Origin of the sequence: Hyalangium versicolor (assembly GCF_020103695.1) — a bacterium.
Taxonomy (GTDB): Bacteria; Myxococcota; Myxococcia; order Myxococcales; family Myxococcaceae; genus Hyalangium; species Hyalangium versicolor.
The window spans coordinates 277,317-295,253 of sequence record NZ_JAHXBF010000016.1 but is presented as its reverse complement, the minus strand read 5'-3'; the positions used below and the strand labels follow the sequence as shown (position 1 = coordinate 295,253).

The following is a 17,937-nucleotide window of genomic DNA, read 5'->3' as shown; positions in this document are numbered from 1 at the left end:
AGCCCCATGCCGAACGTCGTCGTGGTGGGAGCGCAGTGGGGTGATGAGGGCAAGGGCAAGGTCGTGGACCTGCTCACCGAGCATGCCCAGGTCGTGGTCCGTTTTCAGGGTGGCAACAATGCGGGCCACACCCTGGTGGTGGGAGGACAGAAGACCGTCCTGCACCTGATCCCCTCGGGGATCCTCCATCCGGGGAAGACCTGCGTCATTGGCAATGGCGTGGTGGTGGATCCGTCGGTGCTCGTGGGCGAGATCGATGCGCTGAAATCGCGGGGCTTTCTCAAGGATGACTCGCACCTGCTCATCTCGGACAACGCGCACGTCATCTTCCCGTGGCACAAGCTGCTGGACACCTTCCGCGAGAAGGCGCGTGGAGGCAGTGCCATCGGCACGACGGGCCGGGGCATCGGCCCTGCGTACGAGGACAAGGTGGCGCGCCGGGGCATCCGCGTGAGGGATCTGTTGCAGCCCGATCGCCTGCGCAAGCGCATCGACGAGCGGCTGCCCGTGGCGCTCGAGGAGCTGCGCGAGCTGTGCCGGTTGGCCAACGAGCCCGTGCCCGCGCTGGAGGCCGCGAAGCTCGCCTCCGACTACGCCGCGCTGGGCGATCGCCTGCGGCCCCACGTGGGGGACGCATCGCTGTTCCTGGCCGGGCAGGTGGCTCGGGGTGCGCGCATCCTCTTCGAGGGCGCTCAGGGCACGCTGCTGGACGTGGATCACGGCACCTATCCGTACGTCACCAGCTCCAACTGCGTAGCGGGCAACGCGGCGGTGGGCTCGGGGCTGGGGCCGACGACGATCGACAAGGTGATGGGCATCAGCAAGGCCTACACCACGCGCGTGGGCGGAGGCCCGTTCCCCACCGAGCTGACCGATGCGCTGGGAGATCAGCTGCGCAAGGTGGGGGATGAGTACGGTGCCACCACCGGCCGCCCGCGGCGCTGTGGCTGGCTGGACGGCGTGGTGCTGCGCTACGCGGTGCGCGTCAACGGCTTGAGCAGCCTGGCGCTGACGAAGATGGACGTGCTGTCGGGGATCAAGTCACTCCAGCTCTGCAATGCCTACGAGCTGGACGGGCAGCGCATCACCGAGCTCCCGGGCGACTACGAGGACCTGGGGCGCGTCAAGCCCGTCTACGAGACGCTCCCGGGCTGGGATGAGAAGCTGGCCGGGGTGCGGACCTTCGACGAGCTGCCCGAGAACGCGAAGCGTTACGTGCGTCGGGTGGAGGAGATCAGCGGAGTGCCGGTGACGTGCATCTCCGTGGGCGCGGACCGGGGCGAGACGGTCCTGCTGCAGAACCCCTTCCGCGGCTGAGTCGCGGGAACCCCAGGAGCCGCCATGGTGGTGCATTCCATCCTCATCGGTCTCACGGCTGCGCTCCTGGGCGCGGCGACGCCTTCTGCTCCCGCCCAGGCAGCCTTCGAGCGCGGGGAGAAGGCGCTGGCGGCGAACAAGCTGGACGACGCGGCCGCGGCCTACCGCAAGGCGCTCGAGGCCACGCCGAACTGGGCCCCGGCGCTCAACGGCCTGGGCAGTGTCCTCTCCAAGCGGGGCCAGTCGTTCGAGGCCATGGCGCTCTTCAAGTCCGCCACCGAGGCGGATCCGGAGCTCAAGACGGCCTGGTTCAACCTCGGCTACGCCGCGCGCAAGGCCGGGGACTTCGCCGCCGCGGCGCGGGCCTACGAGCGCTACACCCAGCTCGATCCGAATGATCCGGATGGCTTCTACGGGCTCGGGGAGAGCCTCCGGCAGCTCGGCCAGGGCGACAAGGCCATCACCGCTTACGAGGCCTATATCTCCAAGGAGAAGCGCCCCAGCGAACAGAAGTGGGTGGCCCAGGCCCGCGAGCAGGTGAAGGCTCTGCGTGGCCCGGTCGCTGCTCCAGCCGCGCCTGCGACTCCAGCGGCCACCACCGCCGCGCCTGCTCCCACGGCCCCGGCACTTGCCGCAGCGTTCGCTCCTGTGCCCTCCTCGGTGGGAACGCTGCCTCCGGGCGGCACGCCCAACACGAACCTCTCCATCACCCGGGTCCGCGACGGAGACGCGCTGATGAAGGAGCGCCGGTACCGCGAAGCGACCTTCGCCTACCTGGACGCGACCCACGCGGATCCGGCCAACGTGGAGGCGCTCTTCAAGCTGGGCAACGCGCTGGCGGTGCTGGGCTACTACTCGCAGGCCGTGGAGCGCTGGAACCGGGTGGCGCAATTGACGCAGGATGTCACGATCCGCCAGAGCGCGCTGGACAACGTGGCCAAGGCCCAGACGCGCATCGCGCAGCAGGGGGGCTCTCCCCAGGCTCAGGGGGTGGCGCCGGGCTTCGGGCCGGTGGCGGATACCATGCGCGCCCAGGCCCGCCGCGCCTACGAGCAGGGCGTGCAGCGCATCCAGGCGCGGGACTACACGGGCGCGCTGCAGAGCCTCACCCAGACCATCCAGCTCGAGCCGACCCTCTCGGTGGCCTACACCGCTCGGGGCAGTGCCTACATCGGCCTGCGGCGCTATGCCGAGGCGGCGCTGGACTACGACTACGCGCTGCGTCTGGCGCCGGATGCGGCGTCACCGCTGTACGGGCTGGGGGAGTCCTATCGGATGCTCGGCCGCAACGCCGAGGCGCGTTCCTTCTACGAGCGCTACGCCAACTCCACGGCGAAGGACGTGCGGTCGGAACTGCAGGCCGAGGCCCGGCAGAACGCTGCCCGCCTGCGGTGAATATGCAGGCCATATTCCCGGAGGATGGCTGGCAGATGTCACACCCTCGCCTTAGCTTGTCGATATGGACGGGCGAAATTCCGAAGCAGGCGGCCGGCAGATCTTTCGTCCTCGGCGAGTTCTCGCGGCGTTGATGGCTGCTGCGGGAGTGCTCTGGGTGACAGTCCTGGGGTATCTGCTGAGCTTCGATGATGTGCCGCTGAAGACGTTCCTGGCGGTGATCTTCTTCGTCGTCTTCTTCGGTGTATCGCTGGTGTATTACGCCCGCACGCGGATCGTGGTGGACGCGCGAGGCATCACGTATCGCGGCATGGTGCGCACGCGGCACTACGCGTTCCAAGACATCCGCAAGGTGGATGTGATGCCGGGCCCCGTGACCGTGTACGCCATTCGAGACACGGGAGGCGGGTTCGTTCACTTCACCAGCTTCTTCCAGCATCACCGGCGGTTGGCAGCGCTGCTCGTGGAGCGTGCGGGGCTCAGGCCTCTGTCGTTGTGAGGCTTCAGCTCAGCAGGGAGTAGAGGACGAGGACGCCCACGAGGGCCATCGTCACCCCGAGTCCGATGAACCACCCGACGCTCCGGGATTTTTCCGGGGCTGGTTCCGCCAGCGAGGGCGGAGGATCGCTCCGAGCGGGTTCCTCCACAGGCGCTTGGAAGCGCAGGAGCGTCTGCCCCAACTCGATGACATCTCCATCCGCGAGCGCTGCGGTGCTTCGCAGGCGGCGGCCATTGAGGAAGACGCCATTGGGGCTGTCCAGGTCCATGAGCGTGAACGTGGAGCCCTCGCGAAGGATGCGTGCGTGGGAGCGAGACACGGCGCGGTCTCGCACGCGAAGGTCCACGTGGGTTCCGCGGCCGATGTCCGTCCTGGCCTCGGCCAGGGGGAAGGTGCGGCCCACGTCCAGACCGGTGAGCCAGGTCAGGGTGGCGGCTCGAGAGGGAAGCTCGTCCGCTCCCTCGGTGAGCAGGTGCTTGAGCATGGCCCTGGTGCCTACGCTGCGGCCCTCTGCCTGGGCAGCCTGGAGGACCTTGAGGCTCATCTCCTCGGGCAGGCCCACGACTTCCCCCGGTAGCACCAGCCGAGGCACTCGTGGTGGAACCTTCACGTCATTCACGGTGAAGGTCTGCGCCGCCTCCACGGTCAGGCGAGGGCCTTCGATGCGCAGGGTCAGGAAGCCGGGAGGGAGGGCCTCCAGCCTCACGTGATCGTCGGAGCCACCCCCGAGCAGGTGCTGGCCTTCCGAAAGTTCGAACGGCGTGATTGTCCCCAGGTGCGCGAATTCGAAGTGCATGGGTGGGCACAGAGCAACCTCGGTGCCAGAGGCCACCCCAGCGCTTTTCCGAGGGGAGAGGACCTTCCAATGCCTGGATGGGGGGGATCGGAGCGTCCACGCCGCTGGACGGTCAGTCTCCATTCCGAGACTTTGCCAGGAGACCTCCCTAGGATTCGCGGCGCCGATGCGCTCCCTTCGCCTGTCCCTCGTTCCTTTGCTGACGCTGACCCTGCTCTTCGGAGCCTGCCGGGACGAACAGGCGGGTCCGCGTCCACGAACCCAGAACTTCCCCACGCTCGAGCCCACGCAGCTGCGCACCCTGGACGCCGCGCCGGCGGATCTCACGTTCCGCAGCGGGGCCACGCTGGGGGGCGGAGCGGTGATCTACCTGGGCTCTCGAGTCATTCCCGCGCAGGCCGCTCCGGGCCAGGCGGTGACGCTGGCGCACTACTTCCAGGCGGTGCGGCCGCCACCGCAGGGCTTCGGCTTCTTCGTGCACGTCATCGACCCGAACAGCGGGCAGATACTCATGAACGCGGACCATGAGTTCCAGAATGGCGTGGCTCCACTCGCGATCTGGCCGGTGGGCAAGGTTATCGAGGACACACACAGCATTCCGATGCCCCAGGTTGCCGCACGGGTGGTGCTCGGCTTCTGGCGGGGAGACGAGCGGCTCCCGGTGGACGACCCGCGTGCGCAGGACGGCTCGAATCGGGTGCTGGGCCCGGTGCTCGGCTCGGAGCCCGAGCTGCCCGAGTACAAGGCCCACCGCGCGAAGAAGCCGCCGGTGATCGACGGATCGCTCGACGACGAGGCCTGGAAGGAGGCCACCTCGGTGGTGCTGCATGGCAGCTTCGACGGTCGCCCCGTGGCGCTGCGCACCGAGGCACGCCTGGCGTACGACGACACGAACCTCTACGTCTCCTTCGACGCGGCGGACCCGGACATCTGGGGCACGCTGCTCAAGCGGGACGATCCCATCTACAACGAGGAGGTGGTGGAGGTGTTCCTCGACGCCAACGCGGATGGGAGGACGTACAACGAACTCCAGGTGTCTCCGCACAACGTCATCTTCGACGCGTACTTCCCGGCGAGGCGCCAGGGCATGGACACGGGCTGGGATTCGGGGATGAAGACGGCGGTGAAGGTGTTCGGAACGCTCGACAATCCGTCGGATCAGGACGAGCGCTGGACGGTGGAGATGCAGATCCCGTTCGCGAAGCTGGCGGAGGTGCCGAACGTGCCGCCGAAGCAGGGCGATCGCTGGCGCTTCAACATGTACCGGTTGGAGCACCTCAACCGGAAGCAGATCGAGGGCCAGTCCTTCTCACCGGTGTTCGTCGGAGACTTCCACGCGCTGCCGCGCTTCGGCTGGCTCACCTTCGACTGAGGCCTGGGCGAGCCGGGGCCGCTACGCGTGCGGAGTGATCTCCCAGGGAGCGTCCGCGACGGAGCGCTCGGCGGGATCGCCGAGAAAGCGGAGGAACCCGCGAGCCTCGAGGGTATCGACAAGCTCCTCGGCTTCCAGTTCGGAGAAACCCTTCAGCTCCACGAGCATGTCGCGGAACAGCGATTTGCCACGCAGGTAGCCCACGGGCTCCCCATGGCTGAGGGCTGTCTTCAGGTCCGTCGTGAGCTGCCTCAAGTCGAGATCGTCCGAGATCATCCCTTCAATGTTGGGCATGGTGGGCGACAGGGGCAACTGTGGGCTCGGAAGGCGGCTCCTCGCGCGGCAGATGGCCGTGCAGACGGACATCGCGGCCATCGCTCTCGAGGGTAACTGCTCCGTCGAAATCTGTACGGAAGCACTCGGTGCCGAGCGCGCGGTAGCGCTCGACGATCTCCGGGTGAGGGAACCCGAACCGGTTGCGGCGTCCCACGCAGAAGACGACATAGCGGGGTCGGGCGCGAGCCAGGAACGGCTCGGTGGACGACGTGCGAGAGCCGTGATGGGGTGCTTTCATCACCGTCACGGGGCCCACGCGATCGAGCAGCATCTCCTCGCCGGCCTCCTCCACATCTCCAGTGAGCAGCACGGTGACGTCGCCGTGCCGCACGAGCACCACGGTGCTGCGATCATTCACGCCCTCGAGCAGCTCGCGATCCTCGGGAAGGGGAGGTGCCAGCACCTCCAGTGTGGCCTCGCCGAGGGTGAACGAGGGCCAGCCGACCTGGACCTCCTCGACCCTGGCGCCCGCCGCGGCGGCGATGAGCTGGCGGGACAGGGCTCCATCCGTGCTGCCCGCGGGCAACCAGAGCCGGTCCGTCGGCACCTGGCCCAGAGTGGAGACCATCCCGAGCGCATGGTCCGGATGGGGATGGGAAAGGATGGCGAGATCCAACCGGTCGATGTGCTCATGGCCGAGGAAGGGGAGGACGAAGCGGGTGCCGGTATCTCCGCCGCCGGGAACCCCGCCACCGTCCACGAGGGCGTGGTGTCCCCGTGAGCTGAGGACCACGGAGTCTCCCTGGCCCACGGAGAGGAAGGTGATGCGCAGCGGAGCCTGGGGCGCGAGCACCGGAGCGAGGAGGGCCACAACCAAGGCCACGGGAGCGAGCAATCCACCGAGGCGCCACCGTCCAACGCCGAGCGCCCAGGTCGCGAGCCCGATGGCATACAGCACCGTCAGTCCCGCACTGAAGGTCGGCAGCTTCACCGTGGCGAGAGGTACGGCGGCGAAGAAGCGGGTGAGGACGAGCAGCAATTCGGAGACCCAGGCACCGCCCCACAGCACCGGAGTGGCCAGCATCGGAGAGACCGTGAAGATCGCCGCACCGCCTGCCGCGAAGCCTGTGAGCAGTCCGCACAGAGGCATGCAGACGATGTTGGAGACGAGGCCCGCGATGCTCGCACGCCCGAAGGCGCTGGCGACGAGGGGAACGCTGGCCACCGTGGCGGCAAGGCTCGCGCAGAAGGTCTCCAGGATCGTCTCCCGGGTCTTGCCGATCCAGCGCTTCAGCCTCCGCTCCTCCTTCGGATCCGGCGGAGCCACCGGGATGGCCCCACGCAGCGCGGGAGTGAGCAGCAACAGGCTCAGCACGGCGAGGAAGGACAGTTGCAGCGACAGGTCCACGACGCTGGACGGAGTCCAGATGACGAGCACCAGCGCGGCGGTGGACAGGCTGTTGAGCCCATCGGCTCGCCGCCACAGCGCGAGCCCCAGTAGCACCACCGTGGCCATCACCGCCGAGCGCACTGCCGGAGGCTGGTTGCCCGTGAAGACCACATAGGCCCAGACAAAGGGGACGGAAGCGGGAGCCGCGAACCTGCGAGCCTCCATGCCACGGAATCGCCCACCCGCGCGGACGAGCACCCGCCGCAGCAGCGCCAGCGTCATCAGCGCGAGCGCCGCCACATGCAACCCGCTCACGCTCAGAACATGGGCCAGCCCGCTGCGGGAGAACGCCTCCTCCAGCGAATCATCGAGCGCCGCGCGCTGCCCGGCGGCGAGCGTGAGGAAGAACGCCGCGGCATCCTCCGAGGGTGCCACCCGCCGCACCGACGTAGAGAGTCCCTCCTGGGTCCGCGCGATGTACCGCTGCAACCCGGAAGCGGGGGACAGCACGAGAATCCGCCCGCCCACGGCACTGCCGCTGAACGCGAAGGCCTGCCGCTTGCGAACAGCGGTGAAGTTCTTCTCACCCGGGTTGCTGGGAGGCTCCAGGGGTTGGATCCGCGCCTCCACCCGGACACGTTGTCCTGGCAGCAGCGGGGGAGCGGACCCATGAAGATACAGGCTGGCGCGGAACCGGGCCGGCGCAGTGGATGCGGTCTCCACCCCCGCACGCGCCACGGCGAGCTGCACGCGCGTGGAATCCTCGAAATGATCCACTCTCTCGATTTCGCCTTCGATCACGGCGGATCCACCGCGGATCAACTCCGGAGGAATCTCCACGCGCGCCTCGATCCCAGCGAGCCCCGCCCCCGCAAGACCCAGCGAGAGCAACAGCGCGAGGTGAGCACCAGGCAGGCGAGCAAGCGCCAGTACGGCTGCACTCAGGACAGCCGCGCTGATCAGGAATTTCCCGCTGAGAGGGCTCGTTCCCTCGGCGTGAGCGGCTGCGCCCAACATCACGCCTAATGCAGGAAAGAAGAGAGGGCGCGCTCCAAGGTCGCGCCATAGATATCTGTCCAACCCCAACCCCGCCCGTCCTATCGCCGACGTGCCACCCACAGAGGAGGGAGGCACACACGAAATCCGACACGGTAGTTTGACGGTTCAGAGGCGGTCAAGGTCTCCCGAGCAGAAATGTTGCCGGGAGGTGTGGTTTGTGGTAGTAGTGCCGTGCTTCCGTAGGCCGGAGCCGGATCATTCAAGGAGGCGGTAACGAGTGCAGACCAGCTTCAAGACTGGTGACAAGGCGGTTTACCCGGGGCAGGGCGTGGGCGAGGTGATGGGCATCGAGCACACCGAGGTTGCCGGGCAGCGCCAGTCGTTCTACGTGCTGCGCATCCTGGAGAACGGGATGCGGATCATGATCCCGATCAACAAGGTGGGATCGGTCGGCCTCCGCGAGATCATCAGTGAGGAGGACGTCAAGCAGGTCTACTCTATCCTCAAGGAGAAGGACATCTCGGTCGATTCCACGACGTGGAACCGCCGCTATCGGGAGTACATGGAGAAGATCAAGACGGGTTCCGTCTTCGAGATCGCCGAAGTGCTCCGCGACCTCTACCTCCTGAAGGGCGACAAGGATCTCTCGTTCGGTGAGCGCAAGATGCTGGATACGGCGCGCTCGCTGCTGATCAAGGAGCTGTCGCTGGCCAAGGACTGCTCCGAGGAAGAGATCGAGTCGGACCTGAAGAAGATCTTCAACATCGCCGCCTAGCACTCGCTGCGCCCCTGGCGCATGCTCAGCCCCGGGCTCCCTTGAGGAACCCGGGGCTTTTTCATGTCCGAAGAGCAGTTCGTACGGGAGGAGCGGGAGCGGCGGATTGCCGAGCTGGAGACGCGCCAGGCCCGGCGGCCTCGCAGCCCGCTGCGGGCGCCGGTGTCGCTGGTGGCCATCGGCGTGGCGGCGGCGCTGTTCGCGATGCAATGGCGTGAGGTTCGGTACTTCTTCTCGCCTCGGATGCCGCTGTCGTTGGGCGCGGAGGGGGACTACCGCTACGAGGAGCTGGTCTCCAGCCGCTATGTCCAGTTGCACGGCGTTCCCACGACCCAGGGCGCGTATGAGCGGGAGGGGGACTCGGTCTACGTCCTGGTGGGGTTGAGGGAGTCGCCCTTCGTGGTGCGCCGGCCGGCACTGCCCGGCGAGGAGTGGCCACCGGGACGCAAGTCTCCTCCTCCGCCCAACCAGCGGCCCTTCGCGGTGCGAGGGCAACTGCTGGCCGAGGAGGATGCCTCTCGCTACCGAGATGCGTTCGCGCTCCTGCGCTCGAAGGGAGAGGTGCAGCCGCTGAAGGGCCGGCTGTGGATCGTCATCGAGGGCCAGCGGCCGGGAGAGGACTTCGGGCGGCTGGCTGTGGCGCTGTTCCTGGTGTTCATCATCGCGATGAACGCCTGGTTCCTGCTGCGAGGGCTGCGCGGAGGTCCCTCTCGCTCCGAGGGCTGAGGACACAGGCTCTCAGCGCTCGGGGTGGTAATGGGAGGCTCAGGCCTTGGTCAGGGTGGCCTTGTGGGCCGTGAGGAATTCGCGCACCGTCTGAGGCGTGCGTCCCGAGAGGCGCTTCACTGTGTCCGTCACGGTGGCCAGATCGCCCTTCTCGATGGCCACATCGAAGGAGGCGTAGAGCTCCGCCGCGACCTTCGGCAGACCATGCTCCTGCATGCCGCGGATCAGGGCTTCGGCAGGCACGGAGACGTGGACGATCTTGCGGCCCACCACCTCGCTGACGATCGCGGCGACCTGATCGCTGGTCAAGGACTCGGGCCCGGTCACATCGAGCGTGTTTCGTCCCGAGGACGCCTCGGCCAGCGCGGCGGTGGCGGCCTGCGCGCAGTCCTCACGCGTGACGAAGGCCGTCGCGCCCTTTCCGCGCGCATCGATGATCTGCCCCGAGGCGATGGCTCCCGGAAGGGTGTGCAACATCAGGTCGGTGTAGAGGTTGTTGCGCAGGAAGGTGTAGTCGAGCCCCGAGGCCTGGATCGCCTCCTCCGTCTGACGGTGATCCGGGGCGATGGTGACGGGCGAGTTGGGGCCCGGGTTGGGGAGCGACGTGTAGACGATGTGCCGGACGCCCGCGGCCTTCAGAGCGCGGATGGCGGTCTGGTGCTGGGCCAACCGGCGACCGGGGCGGTCCAAGGCATCCGTGCTGATGAGCAGCGCTCGCCCGGCTCCTCGGAATGCCTGGGCCAGACCCGCCTCATCCTCGAAGTCCGCGCGGCGGACCTCGACGCCTCGCGCGGCAAATTCCTTCAGGGAGTCCGGATTGCGCGTCGTGGCGATGATCGGGCCCGCTCCGCGAGCGAGCAGAAGTTCGAGAACGCGGCGTCCGAGCTGACCCGACGCGCCAGTAACGAGGAGAGGTGTGGTCGACATGTGCGGCTCCTGAGTGGATGACGGGTGAAATCTGCTCCGGTGCCGCCCTTGAAACAATGCTCGGAATCGAGCATCTGTGGTGCGCCATGGCAACAATCGATCTGAACCTGATGCATTCCTTCGTCGCAGTGCATGACACCGGCAGCTTCTCCCGCGCCGCCGAGCGGCTGGGCGTGCCGCGCTCCACGGTGAGCCGGGCCGTGGCCACGCTCGAGGAGTCGCTCGGGGTGCTCCTCTTCCACCGCACGACGCGGAAGGTGTCGACCACCACGGCCGGTGCATCGCTGTACGATCGGGTGGCGCCGTCGGTGAACTCGCTGATGGCCTCCCTGGCCGAGCTGCCGGAGCGCGAGGAGGAGCCCTCCGGTACGTTGCGAGTCACCTCCACCGTGGACCTCGGCGTGACGGTGTTGGCGGAGGCGGTGAAGCGCTTCACGGTCCGCTACCCGAAGACCCAGGTGGAGGTACTCCTCTCCAATACGCTCGTGGACCTCGTCCGGGACGGGGTCGATCTGGCGCTGCGCATCTCACTGAGGCCCTTGCGGGACTCGACCTTGGTGGCGCGGAAGGTGGGGTCCATCGCCATCCAGCTCTATGCCTCACCGGCATACCTCGCGCGCAAGGGGACACCGCGCACGCCCGAGGAGCTCCAGAGCCATGACTGGATAGGGTTCCGTGGAGCGCCTCAAGTGCTGCAAGCGAAGCCGGGCTCGCTGGGGGACCTGGGCGCTCATGCCCGCGTCACGTGCGATGACATGTCCTTCGCACGTGAGGTAGTGAAGGCCGGCGCGGGCATCGGCATGCTCCCTTCCTTCTCGGCGGACGCGGAGGTGGCGGCCGGAGCGCTGGTGCGCGTGATGCCTCGCTGGGCGTCCTCCACCGGCGCTGTGTACCTGGTGCACCCCGGGCGCAAGCACCTGCCACCCAAGGTGACGGCCTTCAGCGAGCTGGTTCACGAACTGCTGCGGCAGCGGCCCCTCGCGCCGACTGACAAGGCAGGACGCTGAGCCGGAGCTACTTCTTGCCGTTCAATCGCTGGAGTTCCGCCTTGGCCCCAGCGTTGGACGGGTCGTATTCGAGCGCTGCCTCGAAGGCGTCGCGGGCCGCGTCCCGGGCTCCGGCCTTCAGCTGCTTCTGGCCTGCCTGGGTGTAGAGCTTGCCGAGCCGCTGCCGCAGGGTACGTCCCTGCACGCTCCAGCCCTGGGACAATCCCTGATCCACCGTCAGCGCTTCGGTGAAGTTCCGGATCGCGGTGCCGGTGTCCTGCGCCTTGGCTGCCTGCTCACCGGCGGCCTGGGCACTTTGGAACTGGGCAATCTTCGTCGCGAGCGGCTCGATCTGCCCGGCGCGAGCCAGGCTCAGCGCTCCCGCCACATCGCCCTTCTCGTAGCGGGCGAGGATCTCATCGCTATTCGCGTTGGCCGCCGTGGCCTGGCGTGTGGAGCCCTTGGCGCTCGATCGGGAGGACTCCCTGCGGGATGCGGAGGACTTCGAGCCGAGAGAAGAGGCTCGTGGGCCGGAACCCTTGGTTCCCGAGCCAGCCTGCGTCTCGGAGGAGGGCTCGATCGGTTTGGCGGCGCGCTCGGACCCGGCTTCTTCCGAGGTCGTCTTCTCCTCCGCCGTGGCGGGAGGAGGCGGGACGTAGGCTTCCTCCGCCTTCCGGGACTGCGCGTCCGTGGCGGGTGGGGCGCTTTCGGAACCCGGCTTCGCGGACGCCGGAGCAGGGGAGGCCGAACCGGAGAACTTCAGGAGCGCCAGGATCAGCAGGGCCGCCACCGCCGAGCCCACCGCCCCCGCGATGAGGGCCACGCGGGTAACGCTCGAACCCTTGCGGACGGGCGCCTGGCCCGGTGCGGAGACCAGGGGAATCTTGTCCGAACTCACTCCCGAGCCCCGCAGCTTCAACACCGCGTTGCCCAGCGCCAGCTCGTCGCCGACCTTGATCTCGTGATCCGAGTTCACCTTCACCCGGTTGACGAACGTGCCGTTCTGGCTGCCTAGGTCCCTCAGGATGAAGCGCTCGCTCTGGCGCATCAGCTGCGCGTGGCGGCGGCTGATGGACGGGTGCTGCAGCCTCAAGTCGCACGCGGACGCCCGGCCAATCACCAGCGGGCCCTGCTTCACCGGAATCAGCTGCCCGGCGCCCGGGCCCTTCTCCACGTACAGGAAGACCAGCGTGTGGCCCGGATCCGAGTACTCGTTCGTATCGAACCGCGTGGCCAACTCGCGATCCTTGGTGCCTTCGCGAGGGCCTCGCGTGCCTCGCACGGAGCGGCGCGTGCCCGCCGGAAACTGGGGCACTCGCTGGGGACGCGGATCATCCTCCTGCAGCGGTGCCACCTCGTCGTCATCGAAGGGAAGCTCCACGTCCTCCTTCTTGGACGCCGACGCAGCGGGGGGGCGAGGAGGCCGCGGGGGGCGCTTGGGGTTGGGGGGAGCCATTCCAGGGTCCATTCTCCCAGATTGGTGGCTGACTCTGCCACATTCAGCCGCCTAGAGTGTCGTCCGTCCGTTCATTGATGGGAGGAAGCCCTACCGTGGAGCAACCGGCGATCACGCTCTTCAACACCTTGACCATGCAGAAGGAACCGCTGGTCCCTCTCGAGCCGGGAGCCGTTCGCATCTACGTCTGTGGCCCTACCGTCTATAGCTACATTCATGTAGGCAATGCACGTACCTTTACCTCCTTCGATGTGGTGGTCCGGTACTTGAGGTACCGGGGCTACCGGGTGACGTACGTCCGCAACTACACGGATGTGGATGACAAGATCATCAAGGCGGCGCACGAGACGGGCGAGGAGCCGGTGGTGCTGGCAGCTCGCTTCGTGGAGGCGTTCCGGGAGGACGCGAAGGCGCTGCACATGAAGGAGCCGGATGTCTCGCCGAAGGTGAGCGATCACCTGGCGGAGATCATCCGCATCATCGAGAAGCTGGTGGAGAAGGGCGTGGCGTACGAGTCCCAAGGGGACGTGTACTTCGCGGTGAGCCGCTACCCGGACTACGCCAAGCTGTCCAAGCGCAACCTCGATGATTTGCGCGCGGGCGAGCGGGTGCAGCCGGGCGAGCAGAAGCGTGAGCCGCTGGACTTCGCGCTCTGGAAGGCGGCCAAGCCGGGCGAGCCCGCGTGGGACAGCCCGTGGGGCAAGGGGCGGCCGGGCTGGCACATCGAGTGCTCGGCGATGAGCGCGCGCTACCTGGGCGAATCGTTCGACATCCACGGCGGCGCGCTGGATCTGATCTTTCCGCACCACGAGAACGAGATCGCCCAGAGCGAGGCGGCCAGCGGCAAGCCGTTCTCGAAGTACTGGATGCACTGCGGCTTCCTGGACATGGAAGGCGCGAAGATGTCCAAGTCGCTGGGCAACGTGGTGCGGCTGCGCGATGCGCTGGCGAAGGTGGACGCGGAGGCGCTGCGCTTCTTCTTCCTGTCCACGCACTACCGGCACCCGCTGAACTTCTCGGACAAGGCGATCGCGGACTCCGAGCAGCGCATGGAGTACTTCTACGAGACGCTGCGCAAGGTGAACGAGCGCGTGGCGGGCAAGGACTTCGGGAAGGGTCCGCTGCACGGCGATCCGGAGAAGTACCTGCGCGACTTCGAAGGCGCGATGGACGACGACTTCAACTTCGCCGGAGCGCTCGGCGGGCTGTCGGGCCTGTTCACGCTGATGAACGAGCTGGTGGACAAGCCGCCGGTGAAGGACAAGCCGCTGGTGGGTCGCACGCTCCAGGCGCTGCTGGAGGTGGTGCGCAAGGTGTCCGGCGTGCTGGGGCTGTTCGAGGACGATCCGGGCCCGTGGCTGTTGCGCCGGAGAGAGCGAGCCGTGCGCGAGCGCGGCATCGACGTGGCGCAGGTGGAGCAGCTCATCGAGCAGCGCAACGAGGCGCGCAAGGCGAAGAACTTCGCCGAGGCGGACCGGCTGCGCACGGAGCTGAAGACCAAGGGCGTGGAGATCATGGACAACCCGGGAGGCACCACGTGGAAGGTGGCGCCCCCGGCGGCCGAGACGGCCTGAGACATCCGTCGGTGGCAGGCTTTCTCAGCGGTAGTTCGGGACGCCGCAGGCCCAATTCTCCCGATAGGCGGCGCCTTCGGGCACGGGCGGTGGCGGGGGCGTGGGCGCCTCGTCGAAGCCCGCCGTCATGCAGCGCGCCTCCGTCTGGTTGAGGGCCTGCGTCACCGCGTGCGAGTGCGTGGTGCGCCGCGCCACGCGAACGGAGCCATCGCGGAACTGCACTCCCACGATGCTGGCGTGCTTGCCAAAGGGCCGCGCGCCCTCGAGGGTCGCGTCCACATTGCTTGGATCCATGGGGGCTGGCTTGTACCCGTTCCAGTTGCTGCCCACCGACTCATAGGCCCACCACCAGGAGCCGTCCTCTCCATAGTGCGCGAAGGTGCTCTCCGGCAGCTTGTGCAACAAGGGCAGTGAGCCCCGGTAGGACTCGGGGACGAGCACCCAGCGGCGCACCGGCCTGCGGGCCTGCGCCGGGATGGCGAAGTCCCCACCGTTGGCGGCCCGCCACGTGTCCGCCGGTGGCTGACGGGAGCCGCAGCCGAAGTCCGTGTTCCACGCCCACTCCATCGCGTAGCAGAACGTCCGAGGCCCTTGGAAGATCGGCGAGGCCGTGTACGGGAACTTCATGATCTCGTAGGCGGCGCCATCCACGGGCGTGGTGTACTCGATGAGCAGCGCGTGGATGTCAGGCCGGAGGCTGACGTTGTCACACGTCAGGTAGCTGTTGTCGTTCAGATCCGCCACGGAGCGATCGAAACCGGTGTCCTGGTAGGACATGCCCGGAGCGTATCTCCACGAATTGGTTTGCCAGTCGATGCACGTCCCGCTGTCGTAGTCGTTGTACGTGGGGTTGTAGGTGCCTCCGCCGGTGCGCCGGAACATCTCCGTGCCTCCAGGTCCCGCGAGGAACGTCTCGTAGAAGCACGCGGGGCTCTGCATGTGGTGCGCCTGATTGTGCCCCTGGCCCACGATGAAGTTCGAGTAGTTGTGGTTGGCGGCCACTTGCCTGCCGAGCGCGGTGTTCGACAGCGCTGTCCCAGCGCAGGCGAAGCTCGTGGCGCTCAGCGCGCCCGCCAGGGATTGCAGGGGTGCGTCCACGCTCCGCTTGCAGTAGCCGCCGAACACATCCACCCTGAGCAACTGGCGCATCCCTTGGAATTTGGCCGTGCAGTGGATGGAGCCGGCCACTGGATCGTGGTTGAGGTAGTCTATCGGCCCCGAGTCGCAGTTGAGCCTGGAGTTGTTGTAGATGTTGACCTGGAAGCCCTGCGCGTTGGACCACGAGACGCCCGAGTATGTCTTCGACTCCTCTTGGTGCATGGGCGTGCCATAGAGGAAGGCCTCGCCCCCGTAGGCACGCACCAGCCCCTCGGCGGCAGGGGTGCCTCCGCTGCCGGAGTAGACCCGTGACAGCTTCTGGGCCCCACAGTTGTAGAGCTGGTACAGCTTCCAGAGCCGGAGCGTGTCCGTGAAGTGGTCCGTGGCCAGCTCGCCCACGAAGTTGCCGTAGCTCTGCCGCACGCCCAGGCCCAGCGTGCCCAGGGGGATGCCGTAGGGCATGCCCACCAGGTGCGGCTGTCCGCCCGCCGGCAACACCACGAGATCCGGCGAGCGGGCGCCCAGGTCGAACGTCCACGTGTCCGCCGGGAAACTCAGCATGTCGCCAGCGAAGTAGGGCCGCGGGCCGTTCGGGTTCAAGCACTGGTTGTTCAGGGGATCGCACCCCGGCTCCAGCCGCCCGACGATGCGCAGCGCCTGCGGAAGGTTCACCCACCCTTCGTTGTCCTTGAAGGGCCCCTCGGTGTGGTGGCTGAGCACCTCCATCAGGTAGTGCCCCGTGACGAGGAACCAGCGGCACTCGTTCACGGCGAAGAAGTACGTCATGTCGCCTTTCTTGAGGTTCGGATCGCCCAAAACCTTGGCCACCACTCCTTGCGCCGTGCAGGGCGGGAGGTTGTAACTGAAATTCGCGTTCCCGTCGGGCAGCTTCATCCGGCCGTCGTCGCTGCACGCTGTGCCCGCAACGATGGTCATGTTCCCCATCTGCAGGGGCGAGAAGCCGCAGGTGGTGCGGCAAGCCGTGTTGCACCCATCCGTCCAGCAGCCCGCCGGGCCACCACACTCCGGTCCTCCGCCGGAGCCGCCATCGCCCGTGCCACCCCCTCCGGAGCCGCCATCGCCCGGCGCGCCCGGACCGCCATCCCCCGGTCCGTTCGAGCCACCATCGCTGGGACCTCCCGTACCGCCATCCCCGCTACCCCCACCTACGAAGACGATGTCGCCCACGCCGTCGCCGCCGCACTCGGGCGAGCAGGCTGTCGCCATGCAGGTGAAGAAACCCTCCATGTCGATGCGTTCGTCCTCCCAGCCCGACACCCCTGGCGGCAACAGGCTTCCACACTGCTGGCCGAGACACTGGCCGCAGGTGCGCCCCGTCACCGCATGGCGCGGCGTCGGCGGCCACGTCAACGGGGTGCACTGCCCCGACGCGGTGCAAAGCTGTTCCACGGGAGGAGGCTGGTGGCACGAGGCGGTGCCTGTCCAACCCGGTGGGACGACATTCGAGGCGAAGTCACAGGCCTCGGCGCATTGCGAATCCCGGCACGAGAGCATCTGCTGGAACAGCGCGCTGTCGAGGCAACTCTGCTCGGGACTGGGGGGCGTGTTGTTCGTGAAGCATGCGTGGCAGAGTGGATCCGCGGCGCACGCGGTGGCCTCGTCGCAGCACGAGCTACCCAGGCACGTGGCGCACGTCTCCATATGGCTCTTCAGAGCCAGGCGCGAGCGGCAGATCGCCACGTCCCTGCATTCGTCGAGAGCGCAGGCTGCGTAGACTTCGAAGTCGTTGAGGTGGGCCCAGCCCCCGTTCCAGCGGGTGCCACGGAAGCGGACGTAGCGGGCGGAGGTGGGTGCGAAGGAGAGGGACTCGGGGGTGTAGCAGAGCTGGCCACCGGTGTTGCCATTGCAGCCGGCCTTGTTGCGGGTGGTGGTGACCAGGGGGGTCCACGTGGCGCCGTCCGTGCTGCCCTCGATGACGCTGTCCGCGCTGGTGCCGAAGTTGGGATCCCACCCCCAGGTGAGCACGACGCGGGCGATGGTTCGCGGTCGCTGCAGGTCCACCTGGAGCCAGGCGCCCGTGGACATGTTGGTCAGCCACTGAGTCCCCGTGTTGCCGTCCACGGCCATGGACGGCGTCGCGGTGCTCCAGTACCCGCTGGATGTCACCGTCGCGTCTCGCGCGAGATCCTTCGTCTCGCACAAGGCGGAGGAGGACGCCTGGAGTTCGGGGGAGTTCTGGCCCAGGGGTGGCGGCTCCTCCTCCATTCTCGCGCAGGCGGAAAGGGTGAACCCCACGAATGCAGACAGCCCCATGGCAACGAAGTGCTTCAACATGTTCGAACGGCTCCTCTCGGATGCCCGGCAACGGAAGTCGAGAGCGCCGCTTCGAC

General features: G+C 67.5%; 14 protein-coding genes. 8 read left to right on the top strand and 6 right to left on the bottom strand.

Going from position 1 to position 17,937, the window contains the following annotated elements; all coding sequences use genetic code 11:
• Positions 1-6: 6 nt before the first annotated feature.
• The 3 genes from KY501_RS31555 (at position 7) to KY501_RS31545 (ending at position 3,211) form a co-directional block, all read left to right on the top strand.
• Positions 7-1,317 carry an adenylosuccinate synthase gene (locus KY501_RS31555; protein WP_224367345.1) on the top strand — a complete coding sequence of 437 codons (1,311 nt, stop codon included), beginning with the start codon at positions 7-9 and terminating at the stop codon, positions 1,315-1,317.
• 24 nt (positions 1,318-1,341) lie between these two features.
• Positions 1,342-2,712, top strand: coding sequence for a tetratricopeptide repeat protein (locus tag KY501_RS31550; protein ID WP_224367344.1), 1,371 nt, complete (start codon positions 1,342-1,344; stop codon positions 2,710-2,712).
• Between the two features lie 64 nt (positions 2,713-2,776).
• Positions 2,777-3,211 carry a PH domain-containing protein gene (locus tag KY501_RS31545; RefSeq protein WP_224367343.1) on the top strand — a complete coding sequence of 145 codons (435 nt, stop codon included), beginning with the start codon at positions 2,777-2,779 and terminating at the stop codon, positions 3,209-3,211.
• A gap of 4 nt (positions 3,212-3,215) precedes the next feature.
• Here the strand turns inward: KY501_RS31545 and KY501_RS31540 are convergent, their stop codons facing one another.
• Entirely contained in the window at positions 3,216-4,007 is a 792-nt protein-coding gene (locus KY501_RS31540; protein ID WP_224367342.1) for an FHA domain-containing protein, read from the bottom strand.
• A gap of 166 nt (positions 4,008-4,173) precedes the next feature.
• Between KY501_RS31540 and KY501_RS31535 the strand changes: the two genes are divergently transcribed.
• Positions 4,174-5,379 carry a carbohydrate-binding family 9-like protein gene (locus tag KY501_RS31535; RefSeq protein ID WP_224367341.1) on the top strand — a complete coding sequence of 402 codons (1,206 nt, stop codon included), beginning with the start codon at positions 4,174-4,176 and terminating at the stop codon, positions 5,377-5,379.
• A gap of 21 nt (positions 5,380-5,400) precedes the next feature.
• Here the strand turns inward: KY501_RS31535 and KY501_RS31530 are convergent, their stop codons facing one another.
• Together KY501_RS31530 and KY501_RS31525 are read right to left on the bottom strand one after the other, a co-directional pair.
• On the bottom strand, positions 5,401-5,655 hold the full coding sequence (locus KY501_RS31530; RefSeq protein ID WP_224367382.1) for a hypothetical protein: 255 nt from the start codon (positions 5,653-5,655) through the stop codon (positions 5,401-5,403).
• 4 nt (positions 5,656-5,659) lie between these two features.
• The gene (locus KY501_RS31525) at positions 5,660-8,125 is read right to left on the bottom strand and encodes a DNA internalization-related competence protein ComEC/Rec2 (protein WP_224367381.1); all 2,466 of its coding nucleotides are present in this window, start codon (positions 8,123-8,125) and stop codon (positions 5,660-5,662) included.
• Positions 8,126-8,321: 196 nt separating this feature from the next.
• On the opposite strand from KY501_RS31525, the gene KY501_RS31520 reads away from it, so the two are divergent.
• Together KY501_RS31520 and KY501_RS31515 are read left to right on the top strand one after the other, a co-directional pair.
• Positions 8,322-8,819 (top strand): CarD family transcriptional regulator, encoded by a 498-nt coding sequence (locus tag KY501_RS31520; RefSeq protein WP_224367340.1) that lies wholly within the window; start codon positions 8,322-8,324, stop codon positions 8,817-8,819.
• Between the two features lie 63 nt (positions 8,820-8,882).
• Positions 8,883-9,545 carry a hypothetical protein gene (locus KY501_RS31515; protein WP_224367339.1) on the top strand — a complete coding sequence of 221 codons (663 nt, stop codon included), beginning with the start codon at positions 8,883-8,885 and terminating at the stop codon, positions 9,543-9,545.
• Positions 9,546-9,584: 39 nt separating this feature from the next.
• Here KY501_RS31515 and KY501_RS31510 read toward each other — a convergent pair whose 3' ends face one another.
• Complete coding sequence (locus tag KY501_RS31510; RefSeq protein WP_224367338.1) at positions 9,585-10,472, bottom strand: SDR family oxidoreductase; 888 nt, start codon at positions 10,470-10,472, stop codon at positions 9,585-9,587.
• A gap of 86 nt (positions 10,473-10,558) precedes the next feature.
• Here KY501_RS31510 and KY501_RS31505 point away from each other — a divergent pair, with 86 nt between their 5' ends.
• Positions 10,559-11,479: a LysR family transcriptional regulator gene (locus KY501_RS31505; RefSeq protein WP_224367337.1), complete on the top strand. Its 921-nt coding sequence runs from the start codon at positions 10,559-10,561 to the stop codon at positions 11,477-11,479.
• 7 nt (positions 11,480-11,486) lie between these two features.
• Here the strand turns inward: KY501_RS31505 and KY501_RS31500 are convergent, their stop codons facing one another.
• On the bottom strand, positions 11,487-12,839 hold the full coding sequence (locus tag KY501_RS31500) for an FHA domain-containing protein (protein WP_224367336.1): 1,353 nt from the start codon (positions 12,837-12,839) through the stop codon (positions 11,487-11,489).
• 170 nt (positions 12,840-13,009) lie between these two features.
• On the opposite strand from KY501_RS31500, the gene cysS reads away from it, so the two are divergent.
• Complete coding sequence (gene cysS, locus KY501_RS31495) at positions 13,010-14,488, top strand: cysteine--tRNA ligase (RefSeq protein ID WP_224367335.1); 1,479 nt, start codon at positions 13,010-13,012, stop codon at positions 14,486-14,488.
• 24 nt (positions 14,489-14,512) lie between these two features.
• Here cysS and KY501_RS31490 read toward each other — a convergent pair whose 3' ends face one another.
• Positions 14,513-17,881 carry a discoidin domain-containing protein gene (locus KY501_RS31490; RefSeq protein ID WP_224367334.1) on the bottom strand — a complete coding sequence of 1,123 codons (3,369 nt, stop codon included), beginning with the start codon at positions 17,879-17,881 and terminating at the stop codon, positions 14,513-14,515.
• Positions 17,882-17,937: the final 56 nt, after the last annotated feature.